The sequence below is a fragment of the Solitalea canadensis DSM 3403 genome, assembly GCF_000242635.2.
Lineage (GTDB): Bacteria > Bacteroidota > Bacteroidia > Sphingobacteriales > Sphingobacteriaceae > Solitalea > Solitalea canadensis.
In genome coordinates this window covers 1,484,098-1,510,205 of the sequence record NC_017770.1, presented here as the reverse complement: position 1 = coordinate 1,510,205, position 26,108 = coordinate 1,484,098, and the positions used below count along the sequence as shown (strand labels likewise).

General features: G+C 37.1%; 15 protein-coding genes. 12 read left to right on the top strand and 3 right to left on the bottom strand.

Annotation, left to right across the window (positions count from 1 at the left end):
• Window positions 1-244: 244 nt before the first annotated feature.
• Window positions 245-3,208, bottom strand: coding sequence for a type I restriction enzyme HsdR N-terminal domain-containing protein (locus SOLCA_RS06090; RefSeq protein ID WP_014679572.1), 2,964 nt, complete (start codon window positions 3,206-3,208; stop codon window positions 245-247).
• 285 nt (window positions 3,209-3,493) lie between these two features.
• On the bottom strand, window positions 3,494-6,865 hold the full coding sequence (locus SOLCA_RS06085) for a DEAD/DEAH box helicase (RefSeq protein WP_245536756.1): 3,372 nt from the start codon (window positions 6,863-6,865) through the stop codon (window positions 3,494-3,496).
• Window positions 6,866-6,992: 127 nt separating this feature from the next.
• Between SOLCA_RS06085 and SOLCA_RS06080 the strand changes: the two genes are divergently transcribed.
• The 3 genes from SOLCA_RS06080 (at window position 6,993) to SOLCA_RS06070 (ending at window position 10,570) form a co-directional block, all read left to right on the top strand.
• A complete protein-coding gene (locus SOLCA_RS06080; RefSeq protein ID WP_042479406.1) occupies window positions 6,993-7,751 on the top strand; it encodes a sulfite exporter TauE/SafE family protein in 759 nt (252 codons plus the stop codon).
• A gap of 349 nt (window positions 7,752-8,100) precedes the next feature.
• Complete coding sequence (locus SOLCA_RS06075) at window positions 8,101-9,159, top strand: DNA topoisomerase IB (protein WP_014679569.1); 1,059 nt, start codon at window positions 8,101-8,103, stop codon at window positions 9,157-9,159.
• Between the two features lie 208 nt (window positions 9,160-9,367).
• Window positions 9,368-10,570, top strand: coding sequence for an NAD(P)/FAD-dependent oxidoreductase (locus SOLCA_RS06070; RefSeq protein WP_014679568.1), 1,203 nt, complete (start codon window positions 9,368-9,370; stop codon window positions 10,568-10,570).
• Here SOLCA_RS06070 and SOLCA_RS06065 read toward each other — a convergent pair whose 3' ends face one another.
• A complete protein-coding gene (locus tag SOLCA_RS06065; protein ID WP_014679567.1) occupies window positions 10,571-11,134 on the bottom strand; it encodes a DUF4142 domain-containing protein in 564 nt (187 codons plus the stop codon).
• 211 nt (window positions 11,135-11,345) lie between these two features.
• On the opposite strand from SOLCA_RS06065, the gene mnmA reads away from it, so the two are divergent.
• From mnmA to SOLCA_RS06020, 9 genes are all read left to right on the top strand, one after another.
• Window positions 11,346-12,431 carry a tRNA 2-thiouridine(34) synthase MnmA gene (mnmA, locus tag SOLCA_RS06060; protein ID WP_014679566.1) on the top strand — a complete coding sequence of 362 codons (1,086 nt, stop codon included), beginning with the start codon at window positions 11,346-11,348 and terminating at the stop codon, window positions 12,429-12,431.
• Window positions 12,432-12,505: 74 nt separating this feature from the next.
• Entirely contained in the window at window positions 12,506-13,480 is a 975-nt protein-coding gene (trxB, locus tag SOLCA_RS06055) for a thioredoxin-disulfide reductase (RefSeq protein WP_014679565.1), read from the top strand.
• A gap of 324 nt (window positions 13,481-13,804) precedes the next feature.
• Window positions 13,805-15,226, top strand: coding sequence for a dicarboxylate/amino acid:cation symporter (locus SOLCA_RS06050; protein WP_014679564.1), 1,422 nt, complete (start codon window positions 13,805-13,807; stop codon window positions 15,224-15,226).
• Between the two features lie 31 nt (window positions 15,227-15,257).
• Window positions 15,258-15,746: a hypothetical protein gene (locus tag SOLCA_RS22190; RefSeq protein WP_014679563.1), complete on the top strand. Its 489-nt coding sequence runs from the start codon at window positions 15,258-15,260 to the stop codon at window positions 15,744-15,746.
• Between the two features lie 221 nt (window positions 15,747-15,967).
• A complete protein-coding gene (locus tag SOLCA_RS06040) occupies window positions 15,968-16,555 on the top strand; it encodes an RNA polymerase sigma factor (protein ID WP_014679562.1) in 588 nt (195 codons plus the stop codon).
• 62 nt (window positions 16,556-16,617) lie between these two features.
• Entirely contained in the window at window positions 16,618-17,661 is a 1,044-nt protein-coding gene (locus SOLCA_RS06035; protein ID WP_014679561.1) for a FecR family protein, read from the top strand.
• A gap of 47 nt (window positions 17,662-17,708) precedes the next feature.
• Window positions 17,709-21,086: a TonB-dependent receptor gene (locus tag SOLCA_RS06030; protein WP_014679560.1), complete on the top strand. Its 3,378-nt coding sequence runs from the start codon at window positions 17,709-17,711 to the stop codon at window positions 21,084-21,086.
• Window positions 21,087-21,104: 18 nt separating this feature from the next.
• Window positions 21,105-22,664, top strand: coding sequence for a RagB/SusD family nutrient uptake outer membrane protein (locus SOLCA_RS06025; protein WP_014679559.1), 1,560 nt, complete (start codon window positions 21,105-21,107; stop codon window positions 22,662-22,664).
• A gap of 270 nt (window positions 22,665-22,934) precedes the next feature.
• Window positions 22,935-26,102, top strand: coding sequence for a glycoside hydrolase family 2 TIM barrel-domain containing protein (locus SOLCA_RS06020; RefSeq protein WP_014679558.1), 3,168 nt, complete (start codon window positions 22,935-22,937; stop codon window positions 26,100-26,102).
• The last annotated feature ends 6 nt before the right edge of the window (window positions 26,103-26,108 follow it).

Below are 26,108 nucleotides of genomic sequence, written 5' to 3'. Positions count from 1 at the left end.
CTTATTCCATGCTAGATTTTAAGAAATCGTGTTTAACTCAGTAGACGCATTAAATCATTCTTTGACAACGAACTCAGAAATGAGGTATCTGTGCTGATCATATTATTATATCGAAAACTCTTATTATTCTTATTGTTACCTTTTGCAGAACAGTGTCACGATAATTAGAATTCATTAGTAATATCAACAAAAATAGAATAGCTTAAGAATGGTTACTTTATAGACAAAAATTTACAATTTATTTTTAAATATACTCATTGTATTCCTTGAGAATGTCACGCATATCATCTTTGAGCAATTTGTAGACCCAATTCCTAATGACACAAAAGTCATCTACTTTTGATGTATTAAATTTATCGATGGTTCTTATATCGTTATGATAATCACTACGTAGTATATCCTCAAGTGAAAATCCCTGCAAGCTCTTTATCCTATCTTCTTTAAAGGCTTTTTCCATTGGAACACTTTCCCGGAAATTGAATTTTGTCTGGCCATCTTTTGACGAACGATAGCCAAACATCCCCCATTTTAGGACATCTGCGTCTTTCATATAAAAGAAGTATTCGTAGGGCATGCCGTTAAAAAATGTTAATTCATTCTTAAATGTTGGAAAAAGATATTCAATAAAATCTTTGTAACAGTTCTCTAAATGTCTGAAGAAGCATTCAATATATAATTTAGCTTGATCTGCGGTGTATTGAAAACATCTGCATTCTTCGATATCTTGAATATTATTTTTCTGGAAGAAACTCCTGACCTCTATTAATGATTTGTTAGGATAAGGCAGATGATGCTTCTCTAGCTTTTGAAATCCTTTCTCTTGTAGTATGGTAACGATTTTTGATAGTTCCTCAAAAGGAGGGAAATCTCCTGTAATATTCAGCTTTGGGATATAAAGGTTGTTTTGGACTGCTTCTTCAACCATACGATGGACTGTGCTCGATGGAATGTTATAGTCAATTCCTCTGTAGTACTCATAAGCTATAAACCGATATATTCTATTTTGCAGATCTTTTAAATCTATCGGATAAATTTGTTCAAATCTTGGCATATAAAGATCATCCAGGCAGCCATTGTATCCAAGCTGTTTTTGATAATAATAGACAATGAGAGACACTTGCTCCATTATCAGTATATCAGAGTTGTACGCATTAAGCCTACCTTTTTGAATTATACCTTTTAACTGTTTAAAAATCTCCTTCTTAACAACTTTACTGAGATCAGGAACTAATAATGAATGATTACTACTATAAATGGTGCTTACTCCAATTTCATACATTCGACTACTCCAATGGTCACCTGAAAAGGCATCTTCAAGATTTTCATATAATATTTTTTCAGATTCTCCAGGTTTTATACGAAATAGTGCATAGCCATCTTTTTTTATCAGATCAGTTGGCAACACAATGCCAATTTCATCATCTGTCTTCGGAAGATATAGCTTCTTTGAATTTTTAAAATTTTCTTCCAAATATGAATTATAGTTTTCTACATATGCAAGGGCCTTACTTTTTTTGTAGTTTATCAACGTATACTTATGGCCTTCACTCGCATTATTTAAGTAAAACTCAATTGCACTTTGACCAATGTAGTTGCCGTAGAAATCGTCAAGAATATTATAAAATTCATTATCGCTGAGCTGATCTAATTTGTAAGAATGGAAACATATAACATAGTCCCTAATTTTAGAGTAGTAAAAAGATATGTTGTAGGAATCTTCCTTATTCGACTTTGTAAGTATGTTTCTGGCAAATAAATCCTCTGGCAAAGACTCGTTTAATGAAAAATTTAAATTTTCCAGCAGAGTTTCAATTTCTAAACCATCATCATAGAATGCATCCAATTCACTGTATTTATGATTTATTAATACTATACCAATTTTTGAAAGAATTCTCATGCCAGTTTGAAAGTCAATATTAGACTTTTCAAAGGATTGCTTTAGGTAAGTTTTTATCAGGTTTTTATCGTCAATTTTTTCTGGTATTTGTTTGTGGCTATAGACTTCGCTGAATATTCTCAAGAAGAAACCATTCCGTAATTCTTTTAAAAGGGTACCAGAAATTTCCCCTCTAAAACCGAAAACTTTCCTGTATAAAGGAATTATTTCCTTCAACTCTTCTTCACTAAAATCTTCCAGTAGAAATCCCGGATTGTTCCCTAACTTTAAAATTCGTTCATGAAACTTATCGAGTTCTTCAAATAAGTGGTTAGGTGTGTCATTTACTTTTAAAATATTTTCCCAAATATTGGATTTACAGCTAATGCAAATTTTAATCTTGTTTAAGTTTTTCGTTGCCATTGCAAGTTCACTTAATTCAAGTGATATATTTGTATTGATACTTTCATCAACTGCATCAATGAATAAGAACACGGTTTTATCTAAAAATCTCCCTAATTCATCAAGTCTTTTCAAAACAAGATTACTTTCGCTTTTACTAGAAAAAACTCCATTTAAGTCCTGTGCGATATGTTCTAAAGGTGATTTACTAATGATTGCGGCATTGTAGAAGAAAACAAAATTGTTTTCCAAGCATTGAAGTGCTAGTGAACATATAGTATTCGTTTTACCGACACCAGCTGTACCAACTACAGCGAAAAAAGAGGCTTTATCTTTGATAAAGTTATTGAAGGAAGACTGCAAATCATTTCTTTGAACGTACAGATCTTTAATAAACTTAGAAGTTGGCTCATCAATGTTGCCAACAATTGGCCCCATTCTATCCTGCACTTGGCTTTTACAGAAGTTTCTTAAATTTTCGCCTGAAAAAGACACGAAGTTTTTAAGAGCTTCATATCTAACCCTTAATTCTTCGTCTGTGGAAAGAGTATAGCCATTTTTCCAAAAGTCTGATTGTTCAGAAATTTGTCTACCCGTAAGATTTACTTTTGATATAGAGTCAAAAATCATTGTTGTTTTTCCATTCGTAATTACCACGAAGGGTGCGATATCATCAATGAGTGCTCTTGCGTATGAAATTCCTTGGTCTATATCCTTTTGTGAGATGGCTACTGAATCGGCTTTCAGTTCAACAATAAAGAGGTTCTTTCCGTTTCTTTTACATAGAATGTCCGATCTGCCATTTATAGTATGCTGAGACTTTCCAAGTCTAATTGTAAATGAAGTTTCCAACGAAATTTCAGAAAGGTCAAGCCCCAGGTCATTTAAATATGGTAAAAGTAGCTTGCCTCTGATTTCTTCTTCATTCATCAGTATCATTATAAAATCTACCCTTTTGTTTGAATAAGGATTCCCATGCCTAAAATACAAATACTCAGAGATTTTATTTATAAACGATTTTTAGATGAATTTTAAAAAATAAATGATGTTACAGGAATCTATTATATTAGATATCGTTTTCTATTATCGTATGATAAGAAGTTGCAGATCATTTTAGAAATATGTGAAATATAAACCATTAAAAGTACTAAAGCCGATCAGACGATTGGCTTTTCATTTTATATTCTTTCTCTTTCTCCCCTTAACAAATAGCCATTAACTCAGCAGACGCATTAAATCATTCTTTGACAACGAACTCAGAAATGAGGTATCTGTGCTGATCATATTATTGGCCAATTCTTTCTTCGATTCCTGTAGGTTCATAATTTTTTCTTCTACAGTTCCTGCACAAATTAATCGAACAGCAACGATGTTTTTATGCTGACCAATACGGTGTACACGATCTATCGCCTGGTTTTCTACTGCCGGATTCCACCACGGATCAACAAGATATACGTAATCAGCTTCCGTTAAATTCAGGCCCGTTCCGCCGGCTTTTAAACTGATCAGAAAAACCCGTATATTATTATTGGTTTTAAATTCATTCACAACACTATCCCGGTTTCTTGTGCTTCCTGTTAACATCACATAAGCTATTCCTTTGTCGTCCAACTGTTCCCTAATAAGATCGAGCATGGAAACAAATTGAGAAAAAACCAGGATTTTATGCTGAGTCATCTTGCTTTCTATCTGCTCCATCAATAAATCAATCTTTGCAGATGCCTCCCCTTTTAACCGATCTTCACCTAATAATTGAGGTGAATCACAGATTTGTCTCAATCTGGTTAAACCTTTAAGGACATACATGGATCGATTTTTCAGCAATTCATTATCTGTAGCCGAAATAAACTCTCTGAACTCCTTTTCATAAGCATCATAAATTCTGCGCTGTTCGGGTTGCATTTCACAATAAAGTGTCATAGTTGTTTTTTCCGGAAGTTCACCAGCTACTTGCTGCTTGGTTCTACGCAGAATAAAAGGCTTGATCTTATTTTGCAACTCCTGTGTTCTTCTTCGCTCTTTTAAGCGATCGATTGGAATAGAATACACATCTCTGAAGTATTGCTTGCTTCCCAATAAACCCGGACAAGCAAATGAAAGCTGGCCATATAAATCAACCGTATTATTCTCAATCGGAGTTCCGGTAATAACGATCCGGTTTCGGGCTTGCAGTAAACGGGCTGCTTTATAACGCTGCGATTCAGGATTCTTTATATTTTGAGATTCATCAAGGAAGATGTAGTTGAATTCATACTTCTTCAAAAAGTTAACTGCCGAAAGCAAGGTGCCGTATGAAATCAATATAACTTCATATTGACCCCAATCATTCGTGTTTTTATCAGGATCGCTACTGGTTATCGTATGAACGTTAATGGAGGGTGCAAACTTTTCGATCTCATGTTTCCAGTTAAAAACCAATGAAGTTGGAACAACTAATAAATTGGTATTATGTGCAGATTTCTGGCGCTGAAGTAAAATAAAGGCAATGATTTGCAATGACTTTCCGAGCCCCATATCATCGGCTAAACATCCACCGAAATTAAAATCGTCTAAAAAATTAAGCCAGTTAAGTCCTTGTTGCTGATAAAAGCGCAAAGTTGCATTTAAGCCTTCCGGAACTGAAATTTGTTGTACAGCGTCAAAATCATTTAGTTTTCTTCGGTAGGCATTAATTTCCTCTTTTACATAACCATCCAACATTTCCTCCTCATACAGCTGTTCAACCGTTGAAAAAGCAACTTTTGGAATCTGCAATGTTTCTTCATCTGCAATTTCAGCAGCTTTAAAATAAGCGTCAAATTTCGCTATCCAGTCCGCAGGTAAAATCCCTAATGAACCGTCATCCAATTGAACATACTTACTTTTATTTTTTACTGCTTTATGTAATTGTTTCAACGACGCTTTGCTTTTACCAAAGCGTACATTGATTAAGGCATTAAACCAATTGATACCGCTTAATATCTTGATGCTAATTTTAACCTTATTCGGATTTAGCTTATTATTTTCCAGCTCATTAAAACCAAGCACAGTAATTTTATTGCTCTGCCATTCATCAAATACGTTCAAGAACCAATCTTCATTCAAAAAATGTTTTTTATGCAGATAGAAATAATGAAGGTCATTTTCCAGTTGTTCAAAAAAGTAAGCGTGTTGTTTTATTATAAGACCAATAAATCCATCTTCAACAGCATTATCCCGTTTAACCATAAACTCCTTTCCCTTACTATCAACTGCATAAATTTGCCTTTTGGTTCGAATTGCAATTTCAACTTCTCCATAACTAACCACAGGAATGATCATTACCTGATCACCAAAATCAGATAGATAAATAATCTTTTCCGGTTCATTACCGAAACCTTGTTGCTTTAATTGTAAAGTAGTGGCTGGCTTTACATGCTTATAATCAACCTTTATTTTATCCTCCAATTCACCTAGGAATTGTGTTTTAAATTCTTTGAACTTAGAAACATGGATCAGTAATCGGCCATTATTCTTTTTCAGCAGTTCAATAACATTTAATATTTGAAGATTATCTACCAGGAAAAGCGTTTGACCAATAAAAAGAAAATAGGTAAGTGTAAGTTGAAGGTCGTTTATTCCATAATCAATACCATTGATCTGAGCATTTGCTGAAAGCTCAAAAAACTGGTCTGCCTGCGTTACCGTTAGCTTAAAACCATCTGAAAGTAAATTTACTTCCACCGGAAGAACAGCTGTTGCGGTAACATTTTCAGATTTCCTATTATCATGAAGATAAAAGGTAAACTTTAACGGATTGTTGATAACAGCCCGTAATGCAACTATATCTGCTTCAGATTTTTCCTTATCTATGGTGCCTTGAAAACTGTTAATTCCGGTAAAAAATTTCAATTGCTGATGATCTTCCGTTTGCCAGATCCTATCAAGTGGTGCAATTGGGTTTAACGGATTTTTAATCTTTCCATCTTTAGTGATGTTGGCTTGATAAAGACCGATGATCAAATGTTTATAGTACTTATGCTGCTTAAGTATCACAATAGTTGTTTGATCGGCATCAGCAACTTTTAAAGTTGAATCTTTAACAATCACTTGCTTTAAATTGCCCAAACTTTCTTTGTTAACAGCTAACAAGCCCTGCAACTTAGGCGTTATGGTTATTTTTTTATTACTATACGTTAAGTTGAACAAGCTGTCGAGATCAGTTTCATAAGCCAATCCATAATCAGCGGCTGCTTTACGCAATTGATCGTAACGATAGTTCTTATCAAAGAAAACCCGAAACTCATCTCTTTTGGCAATTGCTAATAAAACCTGAGTCTGATGCTCACACAACCGACCTTTTATCGCCTTACATTCGCATGTGATAGATAATAATTCATCTTGTTTTGCCACAATAACCTGTGGAAAAACAACAGAACTGTATTGATTGGAAAAGATACCCTGGTTTATTTCAAGGGTCTTGGGATAAATATATTGAAGACTTTTGTGATCCGTAAATATTCCATTTGAGGCATGCTGAAGAATGATTATTTCTGCTAAAGATTCAAAATGAACATCTTTTATTAGGAGGCAATTATTTTCTTCTGAATGACTAATGATTTTGAACACGGATATAATGGTTGAATTAATATTGGTTGAGTAAAAATACAACTCCTGATAAATCAATTTATAAGCATTCGTCAAAATCAATCGATTATTCTCATTTTTGCGAGCCTGTTATAGGGTTGATATGCTAATGGAGATCGTTATCTTATGTTGTTTTGCATTTATTGCAGGATTTATTGATTCAATTGTAGGTGGCGGAGGCTTAATTCAGATGCCTGCCCTGCTACTTACCTTTCCTAAAACTTCGGTACCAGTTTTATTTGGAACTGGAAAAATTCCTGCATTAACAGGAACGAGTGCCGCCGCATGGCAATACAGTAAAAAAGTTAGTTTTAATTATAAAGTATTAGGATTAACAGCCGGATGTGCGTTAGTATCGGCTTATTTAGGTGCTCAAACGATCAGCTTATTAAACAGCAATTTGCTTAAACCCCTTATCCTAGTCATTTTAGTGCTTATTGCCATTTATACCTTTGTAAAAAAGGATTTCGGAAGTGCCGAAGCTCGTGATATTCCTGAGAAAAAGATGCTGATTTATGGAGGATTGATTGGTTTTATAGTAGGCTTCTATGACGGTTTTTTCGGGCCAGGTACCGGTAGTTTCTTTATTTTAGCCTTTATCGTTTTACTGGGATTCGATTTTTTAAACGCTTCAGCATACGCCAAAGTGATCAACTGCGTTACCAATGTTTCTGCATTAGCGGCTTTCATCTGGAACAAGCAAGTATTATATCATGTAGCTCTACCAATGGCTGTTTGCAATATGGCTGGCGGCTTAATTGGTAGCAGACTTGCCCTATCAAAGGGTAATGATTTTATCAGAAAGTTCTTCCTGCTGGTTATTTGCATCCTGATTGTCAGGTATGCTTATGATGTTTTTTATAAGTAAATATCTCTCTTTTTCATACTCAATAGTATCGGAACGACAGTATCAATGCGCCTTGTACAGTTCGGCAGAGTCTAATTAAGTTCTTGCATTAACTGCGGGAGATCTGTACGCAGCGGCGGCGTTTTTTGCTTACTTTTTTTCGCTGTAGAAAAACATGCGAAGCATTCTTGAATACCTTTAGAATGAAACACTGCATGAAAAAAGTAAGTCTCGCGGAAAGCGACGAAATAACATATAGCAATACACGATGCTTACTGTAATGTTTCTAATACCACTACTTCACACAAATTACCTCTAATCACAAGGCATACATTTTGTAAATTGCTAATCATCAACAGCTTTTCGCAAGATGAAGAAAGAGTTAAGCGATCTTCGGGCAGAAGCTCGTCAAATGAAGTTGATCTATGTAACTGATAAAACTATCGGGTATAGCCGGTTATTGGTAAAAAACGCTGTCACTTTTTTTGACTGTGACGGACATGAAATAACTGATGAAGATACACTTAAGCGCTTACGTGGGTTAGTTTTGCCGCCTGCCTGGCAAAACGTATGGATTTGCACCAAACCTAATGGTCATTTGCAGGCTACCGGATTTGACAAATTAGGAAGAAAACAATATCGTTATCATACCAATTGGTCGCTAATCAGAAATGAGAAGAAACACGACCGAATGCTTGAGTTTGGCGTTGCAATTCCACAGTTAAGAAAACAACTCGAGAAAGATCTTCGCAAAAAACAGTTATCAAAAGAAAAAGTGATTGCACTTGCTTTAAGCCTATTGGAGCACACTTTTATCAGAATTGGCAATGATGCTTATGCGAAAAAGTATAACAGCCACGGTTTAACTACGCTACGAAATAAACATATTAAAATAAACGGAAGTAAATTCAGGCTTTCCTTCACAGGCAAAAAAGGTATTATACAAGACATTGAAGTAAGTCATTTACGGCTTGCTAAATTGATGAAAAAATTACGTGATCTGCCCGGACAAGAACTTTTCCAATATCTCGAAGCTGATGGTTCCAGAAATTCAATCGATTCCGGAATGGTTAATGATTACATCCGGCAATACACCGGCAATGATTTTACGGCAAAGGATTTTAGAACATGGGCCGGAACCGTTAATGCCTTGGTCTATCTTTCCGGCAAAAAGCCATTTGAATCGGCTACTGAAGCAAAAAGAAATATTAATGAAGCATTAGATTTTGTAGCGCTCCAATTAGGAAATACCCGAACTGTTTGTAAGAAATATTATGTTCATCCGGCATTGCTTGGTGCTTATGAAGAAGGAAGGTTATTTATTTACTTAAAGAAGCTTTCGAACTTAAATGAAGGCAGTGTAAAATCTAAAATGCAAAAAACCGAAGAACGGGTGTTACTCAACTTTTTACGAAAGGAAGGCAGGTGAAAACCTGCTGGGTCAGACCTATTGATCCGGTCTTCAGTTTTTGCTCTGAAAGAATGTTTATGCCAGTGACAATGTGTGACTATAATATTCCTGAATCTCTATGTTTATACGCCACTTCAGGCTATATAGTTAACACTGTTCCATTCTAATGCCAATTACATTATATTAAGTAACTCAGGAGTAACTTTTATGTAACTATTTTATTTCTATGGATTTACGCTCAGGAATACCTTATTGGTTAATAAAAAACGGACTGCCTTTTAACTTCCCAAAACTTGAAAAAGACTTAAGAACAGATATCCTCATTCTGGGCGGCGGTATCAGCGGAGCGCTGTGTGGATATTACTTTACAAAAGCAGGAATTGATTGCGCAATAATTGATGCAAGATCAATAGGGTTAGGCAGCTCATGTGCCAGTACGGGTTTACTTCAATATGAGATTGATATGCCGCTTTATAAACTTATTAAAATTAGAGGCGAAAAAGAGGCAGTGAAGAGCTATAAACTATGCGAGGAGTCTATTTATAAATTGCAGGACATTGCCAATGAAATAAAACTATCGGATTTTCAACATAAAAAAAGTTTCTTTTTTGCTTCTTACAAAAAACATAAAGCACTGATTGACAATGAATATATAGTAAGAAAAAAACATGGATTCAACGTAGAAAAGTTGGACAAACAACGAATTCAAAAGGAATTTACGTTTACTTCTGAAGGTGGTATTTTATCCCAAAGCGGTGCTCAAACAGATACTTACATGCTCGTTCATCTGTTGCATCAATGGTCAAAAAAAAAAGGCGTTCCTATATTTGATCGAACAAATGTGGTAAAATTTGATCACCGAAGCAGAGGTGTCATTCTAACTACAGAAAATGGGTGCACAGTCACAGCAAAAAAAATAGTATATGCTACAGGGTATGAATCTGTTAATTACATTGCCGAGAAACTTTTTACACTTACTTCAACTTATGTAATTGCAAGTGAACAGTATTCAACAGATAATTTTTGGTCATTCGACAATTGTTTACTTTGGGAAACAGCCAGCCCCTACCTCTACCTTCGATCTACAACTGATCATCGCATCGTAATTGGTGGAAAAGATGAGTCATTTTTTAATCCTAAAAAACGTGATGCATTATTAAAAGAAAAAGGTAAAGCTTTAGAAAGAAGTTTTAAATCAAAATTTCCTATGATTGATTTCAAAACGGAGTTTAGTTGGACAGGCACATTTTCTAGTACCCCTGATGGGTTACCATTTATTGGACCTTATAAAAAACTGGCTAATAGTTACTTTGCCCTTGGATTTGGAGGTAATGGAATTACATTTAATGTTATTGCTGCAGAAATAATACGTGATCTTATTTTAAAAAGATCAAATCAGGACGCTCATTTATTTAGATTTGACCGCTGATTATTTGTATTTTTTCTCGACAGCATCTTTTACTTTCACAGCTTCTTCATAGTGTGTACGCATAGCAGGTAATGCATCCATTGCTAATTGTTTAATATCAGCATCCACCGCATTAATAGATATCTGTTCAAACTCATCAACTACCTCACGATGTTGATTGAGCATTATAGTAGCATATTCTTTATCAAAGTCTTCGCCTTTAAGTTGAGACAGCTTCATTACTTTATCTTGCATATCATTAGTGATTGAATCAGGTGCGGTTATATTTTTCTCAGTAGCAAGAATTGCAAGTTGTTCGTTAACTTTTGAATGTTCAGATTCTACCTTTGCTGCCAATACTTTCAATTCTTTTGTAGAAGCCTTTTTTTCAGCTAACTGCGCTGCCTGAACTTCGAACATTCCCATATTTAATGCTTTTACCACAAAATCAGCATCTCTCTTAATATGAGGAATTTCCATTTCATTTACTGTCACATTTTTCTCTGCTTTCTCATTTGAATTACATGAAATAATTCCGGGTAAAATTATCAAACCAAGTAAAACAAGTTGATAGTTTAATCTCATAGCTTGTATGTTATTGTTGAGCGTCCATTAAATAAATTGTTACAACAACTAATAGATAAAACAATGCCATTTATTTAATTCTCACCTAAAGAGGGCATTTAAACCATACACCTATTAACCTTGCCTACTCTACCCTACAATTTTACCATTGCCTGACGCATAAATGATTTCATAGCAAAAACCAAATGCCTATCTTTGCGGTTTAAAAAATATGAGTAAACACGGAAGAATTTTAGTGGCAATGAGTGGAGGCATCGATAGTTCAGTAGCCTCTATTATGCTTCATGAGCAAGGCTATGAAGTTATTGGCCTCACCATGAAGACCTGGGATTATGCATCTTCCGGTTCATCATCAAAAGAAACAGGCTGTTGTAGCTTGGATTCTATAAACGATGCTCGCTCTTTAGCCGTTGAATATGGATTTCCCCATTATATATTAGATATCCGTGATGAGTTTGGCAATTTTGTTATCGACAATTTTGTTGATGAATACCTTGCCGGACGCACACCTAATCCATGTGTATTGTGTAATACACACATTAAGTGGGAAGCGTTGATGAAACGTGCAGATAAACTGGATTGTGAGTTTATTGCTACCGGACATTATGCTCAGATCCGCCAAGAAAATAACCGTTATGTCGTTTCCAAAGGTCTGGATGACAATAAAGATCAATCCTATGTACTTTGGGGTGTTTCTCAATATAACTTAAGCAGAACTAAACTTCCATTAGGAGGCTTTAAGAAAACAGAAATTCGCCAAATGGCAATGGATATGGGTCAGGTAGATTTGGCTAACAAAAGTGAAAGTTATGAGATCTGTTTTGTTCCTGATAATGATTACCGTTCTTTCCTGAAACACCGCGTCCCAGATTTAGAATCGCGTGTTGATGGTGGCGATTTTGTGTTAACAGACGGAAGAAAAGTTGGAAAACATAAAGGATACCCATTTTACACTATTGGTCAGCGTAAAGGATTAGGTATTGCATTGGGAGAACCGGTATTTGTTACCCGCATTATACCCGAAACCAATACCGTTGTTTTAGGAAAGGAAGAAGATTTAAAAAGCGCTCAGGCGTTTGTAAGAAATCACAATCTGATCAAATACGATTCTATTAATCAGCCTATCGAAGCTGTTACAAAAATCAGGTATAAAGATTCAGGTACAATGAGTACTATTGTCCAGGACGGTGATTTGATCAAAGTGAATTTTGATCATTCGGTATCGGCTATTGCGCCGGGACAATCAGCTGTATTCTATGAAGGAAATGATTTAATTGGCGGAGGATTCCTTTGCTAATTAAAGGTATTAACTTATAGCTTAGATTTAGTAACCAATCAATAACCTAAACATAATAAAGAGAAAGAACAAAAATGTCGAACGAAGTAGAACACATTCACACCCTGATCATCGGATCGGGTCCTGCAGGTTATACAGCGGCAATTTACGCAGCTCGCGCAGATCTTAAACCTGTTATGTACACCGGGCTTCAACCGGGAGGACAGTTAACCACCACTACTGAAGTTGAGAATTTTCCAGGTTATCCTGAAGGAACTCAAGGTCCGGAAATGATGGAAGACTTCAAGAAACAAGCTGAGCGTTTTGGCACAGAAGTACGTTTCGGAATCGTAACTGCCGTTGATTTTTCATCGTTACCTCACAAAGTAACATTGGATGATGGCAAAACTGTAACTGCTGATGCAGTAATTATTTCAACAGGAGCTTCTGCAAAATGGCTGGGATTACCATCGGAACAGAAGTATAATGGTTTTGGCGTTTCTGCATGCGCTGTTTGCGATGGATTTTTCTTCCGTAAACAAGATGTAGCAATTGTTGGTGCAGGTGATACCGCAGCTGAAGAAGCAACTTACCTTGCCAAACTTTGTCAAAAAGTATACATGATCGTGCGTAAAGGTGAAATGCGTGCTTCAAAAGCAATGCAACACCGCGTATTAAATACGCCAAACATTGAAGTTTTATATCACTCTGAAACAAAAGAGATCTTAGGTGATGGACAAAATGTAACAGGTGCACTTATCGTTAATAACGAAACCGGAGAAGAAAAAACAATTGATATTACCGGTTTCTTTGTTGCTATCGGCCACAAACCGAATACAGATGTATTCAAAGGTTGGCTTGATATGGATGAAAACGGTTATATCATTACACAACCTGGCAGCACTAAAACAAATGTTGAAGGTGTTTTTGCAGCCGGCGACGTACAAGACCATATTTATCGTCAAGCTGTTACTGCTGCAGGTTCAGGCTGTATGGCAGCATTAGATGCTGAACGTTATATTGCAGCAAAAGAGCATAGCTCTGTATATGCAGAAGATTTAAGCAACTAATTTAGTTTATTTTATACTATTGAGAGGCCATCGTATTGATGGCCTTTTCGTTTTCACCTCTCTCCTCTTTCAAGATAAATTCTTACCTTAAGAACTAAGCGTTCATTACATCTGCAGAACAATAAAGAAAAGATTTGTCGTCTGACCAAAAGAGCCCAACATATAAGAATGTATGACCAATAATAAGAGTCCGATAACATATTCCGGTTATTACCAACAAACTATAATCATTGTTTTAAAAGAAAACTGATTACAACCTATTGCACACGCTATGTAGGCTCATTCTTTTTATTAGTTTTGCGGTTTATCAATTTATCCTTTTCTATGAAGCAGAAGAAAAACAGACTAACCCTTTATATTTTTATTGCCCTCATTTTGGGCATTGTATTGGGTTATGTGCTAAACATTTCCTACATCCATACTTATAATGACGGTATTATAAAAGCCACAGCCCAAATCGAACAGGCTGAAAAAAAGCTGACTACCGTTACTGATAGTACCTCAGCTGACTACAAGCAATTAAAAGCTGAGATTGTAACTGCTCAAAAAAGTAAATCAGAAAATGATAAAGCGCGCGAGAAAAAACTTGAAATGTTTACCGTTTTAAGTGACATTTTCCTGCGATTGATAAAAATGATCGTTGCTCCGTTGGTACTTACCACGCTTATTGTGGGTGTGGCAAAATTGGGTGACATCAGGGCTGTTGGCCGTATTGGCGGAAAGACCTTATTATGGTTCCTTAGCGCAAGTTTACTTTCGCTGGTATTAGGAATGATATTGGTAAACGTCTTCCGCCCGGGAGAAGCAATGAACCTTCCACTGCCCGACAGTCATACAAGCACAGGTATACAAAAAGCAGCATTGAGTTTCAGAGACTTTATTGCACACGTATTCCCTAAAAGTGTAATTGAATCAATGGCTACCAATGAGATCTTGCAAATCGTTGTATTTGCCTTATTCTTTGGTGTTGCAACAGCTGCTATTGGTGAGCAGGGAAAAATTGTTATCAAATTGTTTGATGCAGTTGCCCATGTTATATTAAAAGTTACCGGTTATGTAATGAACTTCGCTCCATTTGCAGTTTTCGGAGCCATGACCGCCATTATTGCAAAACAGGGCTTAGGTATTTTATCAACCTATGCCATCTTCATCGTTGAGTTTTACGGAGGCTTGCTACTCTTATGGTTGATATTAACCTTAATCGGTTCAACCATTTTAGGCAAACGCTCTTTCAACCTTATCGGCCGACTTAAAGAGCCTATTTTATTGGCATTTAGTACAGCAAGTAGTGAAGCTGCCTACCCTAAAACCATGGAACAGCTTGAGCGTTTTGGCTGTAAAAACAAAATTGTAAGCTTTGTGCTTCCATTAGGCTATTCCTTCAACCTTGACGGGTCGATGATGTACATGACTTTTGCTTCATTATTCATTGCACAGTCGTATGGCATTCATCTTTCATTTGAGCAACAAATGACAATGTTGTTAATATTGATGCTAACCAGTAAGGGAATTGCCGGGGTTCCAAGAGCTTCATTAGTGGTTATCGCGGGAACTATAGCAACATTTAACATTCCGGAGGCTGGTCTTGCATTGTTATTAGGAATTGATCCGTTATTAGATATGGGACGTTCGGCTACAAATGTGGTTGGTAACAGTATCGCAACGGCTGTGGTAAGTAAATGGGAAGGTGAATTAGGCGAGCCGATTGATGATGATGTAGAACTCGAAAAGGTAAGCGAACATTAATACTAAGCATACGGTTATATATTAAAGGAAAATGAGTGACAGATTTAAAAAGATTTATTTATTGACCATGATCGTCGGATCATTTTTGATCTACATGGTATATTATTATTATACGGCCTACTTTATGAAGGCCCACTATAAAATTGTAGAATTTGACCATATCGAGGTAAAAGCTTCAATCGGTGATAAAGTGGCTTACGATTATAATTCGAAGACACAGTTGCTAAAATACCGTAATGAACAGGATTCTTTAATTACTGAAAAAGTGGTTTTACCTGAAGCCACAATCAAAGAGATCCACCAGAAAATGTGGGACCAGATGTTTTTTGATATGCCTGACCAAATGATTGGCGGACCGGAAGCTACAACTCCTCGCTATTTCATTAACATGTGTTATCAAAAAAAATGCAAGAGTATTGTTTGGGATGATAAAGCAATGCAGAAACCACAATACATGGAGCGTGTAAGAGAACTTAAGAAGTTCATAGAAACCAAAATTGAAGAAAGCGAAACTAAATAAGTTTCAAATTGTAATAGAAGGTCCGTCCGGTTAATCTGCGACGGACCTTTTTTTATTATATCAATGTGAAACTCATTTCCATTTCTCATTCCACTAATGAGATAAAATTCAATTTTATTTTCAACAGCATTTCACTTCTTTCATTCAACTTTGTACCTTCAAATTATATACAATTATATTCTTCAGAAATTTGATATAAAAACCGGTCTATTATTTAAGCTATGCAGGATAACAACGAGGAATATAATTGGCTATGGAATGAGGTACAACTTGGTAATGAACGGGCCTTTTATCGTTTGTACCAGATTTCCTATGATAAACTATTTCGTTTCGGACTGCGATTAAGCCATGACCGTGAAGTCGTAAAAGAACATATTAACGGCATCTTTGTTGACCTTTGGATCAAGCGTGAAAAACTAGAAGACATCCGTCAGATACAACATTATATTTTCATTAGCTATAAACGCAGATTGATAAAAGCTATCAACAAAAGAACCCTTGAAACCTACGACACATTGCCTGTGGAGCCAGAAGTGAGTTCATATGAACAATTGCTTATTGACCGTGAACAAGATTATGAAAGAAAGCAACGCATAGAAGCTGCGATCAATAAACTCACTGCAAGGCAAAAAGAATTAATCCGCTTACGTTTCTTTGAGCAATTGAGTTATGAAGAAATTGCCGAGCGTACCTCTATTTCTGTAAGAACAATCTATAACACCATTCATGCAGCCATTAGCCTGATGCGTCAGGAGGTTACTTTACCAATAATAATCTGCTGGATTTTATCTGACCAAAAATTATTTTAAAAAAGTTAGAATTTTCTTGGTAAAAATTTCGTCGGACATACTCTTTACTAAAAACAAAGAATATGCAATTTGAACGTTATACTGTTGAAGATTTTCTAACCAACGACTCTTTCATTAATTATTGCTTTAAAAGCAATGAAAGTGATATTGCCTTTTGGGAAGAATGGATCAAGAACCATCCGGAGAAACAAGCAGAATTTTCAGAAGCAAAGTCTTTGTTTGTTTCTATGTCCATTCAATTATCGGAAACCGAGAAAAAAGAAGAACTAGGTAAGCTACAGCAAGCCATATGGGAGATTAATAGAAATTCGCAAAAACGTTCAATCCAACTTAAGCCAATCAATATAATTCAACGAGTAGCCACTATTGCCGCCATCGTGGTTCTTTCCATCGGCGGCATCTGGCTCGTCCGCGAGTTTTCAGCCAAAACATATTCTACTGCAACCGCACATTTTACGACTTACGCATCAGCTAAAGGCGAGCGCAAAACTGTTAAACTGCCTGATGGAACTTCAGTAATACTTAACTCAAACTCAAGCATCAGCATTTCCGACAACTTTAATGCGCAAAAACGAGAAGTGAACCTTAAAGGAGAAGCATTGTTTGATGTTGCCCATAACAAGGAAAAACCATTTATTGTTGCAGCCGGTAATCTAAAAGTACAGGCATTAGGAACTTCATTTAAAGTACGCCAGTACGACTTTGACCAGCAACTTAAAGTTTCACTTCTGGAAGGGAAAGTACGCGTTTCTCAACAGCTAAAGGATGAATCTAAAATGGAAGTTATTCTTCATCCGGGAGAAGCTGTTTACCTGAACGCCGATAGTCCGGATTTACGCAAGCAATCATTTGACCTGATTGCCGAAAACAACTGGAAAGAAGGCAAGCTGATCTTTAAAGATGCATCTGTAGAACAAATAGCTTCACAGCTTGAATATTGGTACGGGGTGAAGATCGTCCCTCCTGCCAATGTAAAAAAATCAGTACGCTTTAACGGTGAATTTCTTAATAAGAAACCTGAAGAGGTGCTTGCTGCGATAGCTTATGTTACCCACCTTAATTATGAAGTAAAAAATAACACGATCACATTAAGAAATAAAAACTAATAAACTAGCAACCAATTTTAAAACATATCCAATCTATCCCTTTTATTATGAATGAAAAATTTACCCTATCCTTATCGGGAAAGCTGGTACGGCATGTGCTTGCACTTCTTTCCGGATTTATGATTGCAATGGGAGCACAAGCCCAGAATGCTCCTGAACTGCAACAAAAGATAACCATCGGATTTAAAGATACTGAGGTGGTCAGTGCTATAAATCAGATAAAATCAAAAACCTCTGTTAAGATCTCTTTCAACAGCAACGATCTTACCAATGCAGGAAAAGTAACTATTGTTTCCAAAGAACGAACTGTTGAAGAATTACTTAATGAGATCGTCAAACAAACTAACCTTGAAATCAAGTATGACAAGGATATCGTTATGCTCCGTCCGCAGACCAAGGCATCGGGAAACGACCCAAAGGACAATATAAACATAAAGGGAAAAGTAGTGTCAGATCAGGGCGAGGAACTTCCCGGCGTTAATATATCTGTCAAGAACACCGGCATTGGCACCAGCACCAACGGAAATGGAGAGTTTACGCTGAATCATGTTCCGTCAAATGCAACCATTATTGCTTCTTTTATTGGTTTTGAAACTCAGGAAGTTGCAGTAAACGGACGTAAAGAGCTTGTGATCAAGTTAAAAACCGAAGCAAAAGGACTTGAAGAAGTAGTTGTAGTAGGTTATGGTACACAACGCAAACGCGATGTTGTAGGTGCAGTTTCAAGTGTTAATGTTAAAAACATGGAAAAACTCACTGGCGGCGATGTGGGTACCATGCTTCAGGGACAAGCAGCAGGTGTTATGGTGGCACCAGGTTCCGGAGATCCCGGCGCTGCTCCTATTATCAGAGTTCGCGGATTAAGTACGATCGGAAACAATGATCCTTTGTATGTGATCGATGGTATTCCGGGTGATATCAATTCTGTAAATCCGAATGATATTCAATCGATTGATGTACTTAAAGATGCCTCTGCAGCTACTATTTACGGTTCAAGAGCTTCAAACGGTGTAATCCAGGTAACTACCAAGCGAGGCACAGACGGAAAAATAAAAGTCAATGTCAATTCTTACTATGGAGTAAACCAGCTTTCAAAACGTTTACCCATTACCAACCAGTCGCAATACAATCAGATCATGTTGCAGACGCAAAAGAATGATGGAGAAGCCCCACTTGATTACACTGCAAGCAATACTTATGTAGATGGCAACGGTCAAACACAAGCTTACCCGAATACCGACTGGCAGGATGAATTTTTTCAGGCCGCACCGGAAAGCAAAATCGATTTAAGTCTTTCGGGCGGGTCAAAGGATCTTAAAATGAATGTATCATTGGGCAGATACGATCAGAAAGGTATTGTAATCAACACTAATTTTCAGAAATATAACGTACAGGTAAACACAGATATCACCAAAGGAAAATTCAAATTTGGCGAGTCGATGACTTTTCTTTCATCAGACCGACGCATGCTGGAAGGTTCTAATGAAAGTACCGCAAACCAACAAAATGCAGGTTATCCGTTAATCTATGAAATGATTAACCGTGTTCCTCAGTTTCCTGTATACAATTCTGAAAATGACGGTGGTTTCGGAGGCAGAATCGGAACAGAAATGATCGATGCCACCAATCCGGTAGGTATTCAGACGTTGGTAGACAATTCGGAGCAACGTACCTCATTAATAGGGAATATTTATGGTGAATATCAAATCCTTCAACCATTATCATTCCGTTTGCAATATGGTATTAATCTCGACGACAGCTATGCCTATTCGCATATTCCTACTTATTACATGGGTGCAAAAGTTCAAAACCCTAATGCCCAGTTATATGAAGGAAGAAGTAAATACAATCGCAGCATCTTGAATGCTGTGTTAACTTTCAATAAAACATTTAATAATGTTCATGCGCTGAATGCTCTTGCAGGATATTCTCAGGAAAGCGATCGCCTGCGTTCACTATCAGGCAGTAATAATGACCTGCCATCAAACGATCTGTGGGCATTAAATTCGGGTTTGGGAGATAAATCTTCTGGAGGTACACTGGTTGAAAGCTCACTGATTTCATGGTTTGCAAGAGCCAATTATGCCTACAATGACAAGTATTTACTGGCAGCAACTGTCCGTGTTGACGGATCCTCACGCTTTGCACCAAGCTACAAGTATGGAACTTTTTATTCGTTTTCAGGAGCATGGAGAGTTAGCAGCGAAAAATTCTTCCAATCATCAGTAATTAACGACCTGAAGATCCGTGCCGGTTACGGAACTTTAGGAAATCAGAGCATTCCAAATTATCAATACCTGCCTCCTGTTATTAATGCAGGTAATGATGCAGTGAACTATCCTTTAGGAACCGGAATTCGCCAGAAAATCTTTACTGGCGGTATTGTAACTTCTGCTTCAGCCCCTGATATTAAATGGGAAGAATCAGCCACTTTTAACGCCGGAGTGGATCTTTCAGTGTTGAATGAAAAACTAACATTTGTAGTTGACGTATTTAAAACCCGCACCAGCGACATGTTGGTTACAGTTCCGCTTCCTTTAAGTGGAGGTCTGTTGTTTAATCCATACAAAAATGCAGCTGAAATGGAGAACAAGGGTATTGACATGGCTCTTTCATACAGAGGCACTGCAGGAAAACTAAAATTTGACGTAACCGGAAACTTTACCTTGAACCGCAACAAGGTGACTAAACTTGGTTTCGCAGGTGAATCTTTCACTGACGGTTATATGGATTTCAACAACTTCCCTACTACCAGAACAGAAGTAGGTGGAGAAATCGGACGATTCTATTTATATAAAACGGCAGGAGTAATTAAAACCCAACAAGATTTAGATGCTGTTAAAGCCTATCAGCCTAATGCCCAGCTTGGTGATGTGAAATTTGTTGATACCAATGGCGATGGCGAATTAAATGATGACGATCGCATCTTTATGGGAAGTGGTTTACCTAAGTTCGAATACGGCCTAACCGCAAACTTAAGTTTGGGACGTTTCGATATGAGCATGCTATTTCAGGGTGCACAGGGTAACAAAATTTACAACGGTGCAAAACGCCTGATGTATCAGAATACCATTCATAATAAGTCTACAGATTTGCTAGATGCATGGACTCCGGAAAACCCTAATTCAGATATTCCACGTACTACAGTTCAGGACCCAAATGGCAACAACAGCCTTCCTTCTGATCGTTTCCTTGAAAATGGTTCTTACTTCCGTTTAAAAAGCATCCAGATCGGATATAAGGTTAAGCTGCCACAACTGAATAGTCTTAGAATATATGCCGGAGCTACTAATGTGTTTACCATTACTAAATACACAGGTTATGATCCGGGAATTGTTAATTATTCGACGTTTGCCCGTGGAGTTGACAGAGGTCTCTATCCTCTTTCACGGAGCTTCTTCGCAGGTTTATCATTCGACTTTTAACAAATCAACACCAGTAATATGAAAACGTTAAAGAAACATTTATATATAATCACAGCTGCGTTGGTTTTTACTTCCACCGCTTGCGAAAAGGATTTTCTGGATAAAGAAAATAAAAAAGACCTATCAGGAAGTTCCTTCTGGAAAACCAAAGAACATGCAGAACAGGGAATTTTATCGACCTATGCCGCATTACGATCGGCAGGTGGAGACAAATGGACTTGGTTTGAGGAACTTTATATTTCATCCACTTATAAATCGGATGAGATCATCAATAACAAAGCAGAAGGTTATGGAAAGTCGCTTCATTCGTATACCTACACCACTGATGAATCCACGTTTACAAATCTTTGGCATTCTTGCTTTGCCGGAATAAGTCGTGCAAACCAGTGTATTGAAAATATTCCTAATGTTTCGGGTAATGCACAAAATGGTTTATCAGATGAGGAAAAGAAAATGATGATTGCTGAAGCCAAATTCCTGAGAGGCTATTATTATTTCACCCTGATTAATTATTTCAAAAACATTCCTTTAATCACTAAAGTCCAAAAAGAAGAAATTGATTTTTACCCGTCTGAAGCAAAAGAAGAAGACATCTGGAACCAAATAGAAAGCGACTTTAAAGAAGGTGTACAATTTCTGCCGGAAAGTCGTGCCGGAAATGAGGTGGGTAGAGCTACTAAATATACAGCTCAGGCCTATCTGGGGAAAGCATACCTATTCCAGGAAAAATTCGAGAATGCCAACACCGAATTTGCAGGTGTGATTAACAGTGGAAAATATGACCTGATGGCTAACTATGGTGATAACTTTAACGGAGCTTTTGAAAACAACAAGGAATCCTTGTTTGAAATTCAGTTCAGCGCCGACAGAACCAACAGTTTTGATGCCCGCAACCCAATTGCCTGGGAAGTTTCGTCTTATGCCTTGAATGGTTGGGAGTTGTTTTACCCTTCTCCTTATCTCGAAAGCGAGTTTATGAAAGATAAAACCGACAATGGTACGTACAGCGATCGTGTTTATGCGACCTTATTCTTCGATGATCCTAATTCTAAAGCACCTGTTGTAAATGAACAGGGAGTTGAAATGAAGTATTCGGATGTAAAAGATGGGTTAAACTATCATGTATTCTTTAAAAAATATGCCTATCCAGCTGATTTAGCTGATAATAAAAATTATACAGGTGTTAATATACACCTAATGCGTTTTGCTGATGTTCTGTTGATGCACGCTGAGGCACTGAATGAGCGTGGACTAACCGCTGAGGCATTAACAGTTGTAAATCGTGTTCGTGAGCGTGCCAAAGCTGCTCCTTTAGTGGCCTTGAGTACTGCTCAATTAAGAGAACAGATTCGCCATCATGAGCGTCCTTGTGAATTATCAATGGAATTTGGTATCCGTTGGGCCGACCTTTACCGTTGGGCACGTAGCAAATCAGCCCCGGAACCTATTAAAACGGTTTTGACAAACCATAATCACGAGTTTGCTAACAATTTCATCAATGGAAAACACGATATCTATCCGGTTCCATTTGCTGAAATAAGCAAGAATCCTAATATTCATCAGGCTAAGAACTGGTAATGTTTTAACATACTCCTTTCCCCTCATGAAGGGAAAGGAGTAGAAGAATGACAGCGCACAGGGAAATACCCCTACTAACCCCTAAAAGGGAACTAATATCTAAACCCTTTACCAATTTCTAACTTGAGTAATAAGGATTTCTTATCACTCGAGTTAGAAATTCTTGAAGGTAAAGATTTAGCCAAGTGACTACAAAAACAAAGTTAGCACTGTCAGAATCCCCCTTTAGGGGTTAGGGTTTCTCTTACCATTCACTTAACTTAAACTGAAATGAAGATCAAGAAATCAATATCTATTTTACTCCTCTTCACCTTTGGCCTGATTCAATCTCAAGGGTTTTCCCAGTCGAAGAAAAACGATTGGGAAAACCCTGAACTTGTATCTCAAAATACAGTAGCTCCTCATGCTTGGTTTGTTACAAAGGAAAATGAGCAATCGGCTATAAATGATACTCCTTCTCCCTTTGTAAAATCATTAAATGGGCAATGGAAATTTAAACTGGCTGAAAATCCGGCTCAACGACCTGCGACATTTTTCAAAGATGATTATAACACTGATAACTGGGACAACATTAAAGTTCCTGCCAATTGGCAAGTGGAAGGTTTCGATAAGTTTATTTTTACGGATGTTGAATACCCGATAAAGCCCAATCCTCCTTTTGTTCCGGAAGATTATAACCCAGTTGGTTCTTATAAACGCTCTTTTAATGTACCCGCCAATTGGAACGGAAAGGATATTTTCATTCGTTTAGGTTCAGTTAATTCTTTTTTTTACTTATGGATCAACGGGCATTATGTTGGTTTAAGTAAAGACAGTAAAACTCCTGCGGAATTTAACATCACTCAATACCTGCGTAAAGGAGAAAACACCGTTTCTGTACAGGTTTTTCGTTTTTCTGACGGCACTTACCTTGAAGGTCAAGACATGTGGAAATTAAGCGGCATTGAACGAAATGTTGAATTAATAGCCCGTCCAAAGCTTTCTATTTTTGATTTCTTTGTACAGGCCGACTTAAATTCGGATTACTTGCAAGGTGTATTCAAATTAAGCGTTAATTTAAATCGCCAGCCATTACAGTCAGAAAATGGTGAGTTTATCGAAGTAAAGTTATTGGATGACGCCAACGGGATGAAACCCATTTACGCTGCTTCAAAAAAAACAAATTCAAAAGATTTCCTTTTTGAATCGATTCTTCCAAACGTAAGAAAATGGAATGCAGAAACCCCAAATTTATACACCTTAATCATTAACCATAAAGGCAAATCGGGCAAAATCATTGAATCTATAGCTCATAGAATAGGTTTCAGAAAGGTTGAAATAAAACATGGGTTATTTCTTGTAAACGGAGTGGCCATCAAAATAAAAGGAACTAACCGTCATGAGCATGATATGATCACCGGAAAGGTAATCACGGTTGAAAGCATGATCAATGATATTAAGGTTTTAAAACAATTCAATATCAACGCCGTTCGTAACAGCCATTATCCTAACCGTGAAGAATGGTATGAACTCTGCGACAAATATGGAATTTACCTGATTGATGAAGCTAATGTTGAGTGTGATGGTATGGATTTTCATCCATTAAAAACCTTATCTGATAAACCCGAATGGAAGGCGGCCTATCTTGACCGCACAAAGCGAATGGTTGAACGCGATAAAAACTTTTGTAGCATTATAACCTGGTCGCTTGGTAATGAAAGTCGGTTTGGTGATAACTTTATAGCTACCTACAACTGGACTAAACAACGCGACAAAACCCGCCCGGTTCAATACGAAGAGGCGCGTGAATTACCTTATTCAGATATTTTTTGTCCGATGTATAAATCCTTGCATATCATGCAGGAATATGTCAGGGATATCCGTACTCGTCCGTTAATTCAGTGTGAATACGCACATATGATGGGCAACAGTGGTGGAAACTTAAAAGACGACTGGGACCTGATTTATATGTATCGCCAATTACAAGGTGGTTTTATTTGGGACTTCTCTGATCAAACCTTTAAACGTAAAGATGAAAATGGTCGCGACATTTGGGCGTTTGGCAGTGACTTAGGTACAGTTGGGGTAACCAGCGACACCAGTTTCTGCGCAGATGGTATGTTTGCAGCCGACCGGACCCCACATCCGCAAGCCTATGAAGTAAAAAAAGTCTATCAAAACATTCATTTCGAATCAGTTGATTTTGCCGCAAATCAGATCAGTATCACCAATCGTTTTGATTTTACCAATCTTAAAGAGTACGACCTAAAATGGAAAATAAAGGCTGATGGTAAAGTAATTGGACAGGGAACTTTACCTGTAATCGATCTGGAGCCTCATCAGGATACTGTTATTACAGTTGATTTGCCTAAAATCACTCCTACTCCGGGAACTGAATACTTTTTGTGGATGGAAGCATTCCCAAAACATGAAAATGTTTTTTTTAGTAAAGATCATGTGATAGCCTGGGAACAGTTTAAACTCCCTGTTATTAAAGAAAAAGAGAAAATTAATCCTGCAACATCCACTCCTCTGTTATTAAATGAAAATGCGTCGTCTATTGCAATTAGCAATAATGATCTCTCTTTAGTGTTCAATAAAACCACCGGAAATTTGAGCGACTTCAAATTCAAGGGTGTCTCATTATTAAAAGAGGATATACAACTAAATTTCTGGAGAGCCGTTACTGATAATGATATTGGCAATAGTTTGCAAGTGAGATGTGCTGTTTGGAAAAATGCGGGAAGTAATGCTAAATTAAGTGGTATAGCCGCTAAACAACTAACTAAACGATTAATTCAGGTAGATGCTGTGTATGATTTAGCGGATGTTGCATCCCAATCAAAGATCAGTTACCTGATTAATTCAAATGGTGACGTTACGGTGAAAGCCAGTTTTATTGCTGGGGAGAGAACATTTCCGGAACTTCCTCGATTTGGGTTAAGGTTAATACTGAATAAAGAGTTTGAAACCGTTAAATGGTTGGGCCGAGGTCCTTTTGATAACTATAACGACCGCAACTATGCAGCAGCTATCGATATCTACGAAATGTCTGCCTCAAAATTATTCCATCCTTACCCAAGGGCTCAGGAAAGTGGAAATAGAACCGATGTTCGTTGGATGGCATTAAGTAATTCATCGGGTCAGGGGATAATGGCTATCGGAAGTTCTGTTATTAATACAGGCGTTTTGCATTTCGATATGCAGAAAATGGACTTCGACCATAGTAAACGCAAAAATGTGCACGGAGGTTCTATGGAAGATGAGGACCTTATCTGGTGGAATATTGACTATATGCAAATGGGTGTTGGCGGAGATAACAGCTGGGGCGCAAAAACACATGCAGCCTATACCCTGCCTTTTCAAAACTATAGCTTTGAATTTACGCTTCGTCCATTTGATCATACAAAAAACAGTGTTGAGTTAGCAAAGGAGACCTATCACTCCAATTCTAATTAAAATATT

What these genes read in the sequence shown, in the direction of transcription:
- SOLCA_RS06050 (WP_014679564.1), top strand. Translation starts at nt 13,805, where the DNA reads ATGAAGCAGAAGAAAAACAGACTAACCCTTTATATTTTTATTGCCCTC.
- SOLCA_RS06030 (WP_014679560.1), top strand. Translation starts at nt 17,709, where the DNA reads ATGAATGAAAAATTTACCCTATCCTTATCGGGAAAGCTGGTACGGCAT.
- SOLCA_RS06070 (WP_014679568.1), top strand. Translation starts at nt 9,368, where the DNA reads ATGGATTTACGCTCAGGAATACCTTATTGGTTAATAAAAAACGGACTG.
- mnmA (WP_014679566.1), top strand. Translation starts at nt 11,346, where the DNA reads ATGAGTAAACACGGAAGAATTTTAGTGGCAATGAGTGGAGGCATCGAT.
- SOLCA_RS06035 (WP_014679561.1), top strand. Translation starts at nt 16,618, where the DNA reads ATGCAATTTGAACGTTATACTGTTGAAGATTTTCTAACCAACGACTCT.
- SOLCA_RS06080 (WP_042479406.1), top strand. Translation starts at nt 6,993, where the DNA reads ATGGAGATCGTTATCTTATGTTGTTTTGCATTTATTGCAGGATTTATT.
- SOLCA_RS22190 (WP_014679563.1), top strand. Translation starts at nt 15,258, where the DNA reads ATGAGTGACAGATTTAAAAAGATTTATTTATTGACCATGATCGTCGGA.
- SOLCA_RS06065 (WP_014679567.1), bottom strand. Translation starts at nt 11,134, where the DNA reads ATGAGATTAAACTATCAACTTGTTTTACTTGGTTTGATAATTTTACCC.
- trxB (WP_014679565.1), top strand. Translation starts at nt 12,506, where the DNA reads ATGTCGAACGAAGTAGAACACATTCACACCCTGATCATCGGATCGGGT.
- SOLCA_RS06020 (WP_014679558.1), top strand. Translation starts at nt 22,935, where the DNA reads ATGAAGATCAAGAAATCAATATCTATTTTACTCCTCTTCACCTTTGGC.
- SOLCA_RS06025 (WP_014679559.1), top strand. Translation starts at nt 21,105, where the DNA reads ATGAAAACGTTAAAGAAACATTTATATATAATCACAGCTGCGTTGGTT.
- SOLCA_RS06090 (WP_014679572.1), bottom strand. Translation starts at nt 3,208, where the DNA reads ATGAATGAAGAAGAAATCAGAGGCAAGCTACTTTTACCATATTTAAAT.
- SOLCA_RS06075 (WP_014679569.1), top strand. Translation starts at nt 8,101, where the DNA reads ATGAAGAAAGAGTTAAGCGATCTTCGGGCAGAAGCTCGTCAAATGAAG.
- SOLCA_RS06040 (WP_014679562.1), top strand. Translation starts at nt 15,968, where the DNA reads ATGCAGGATAACAACGAGGAATATAATTGGCTATGGAATGAGGTACAA.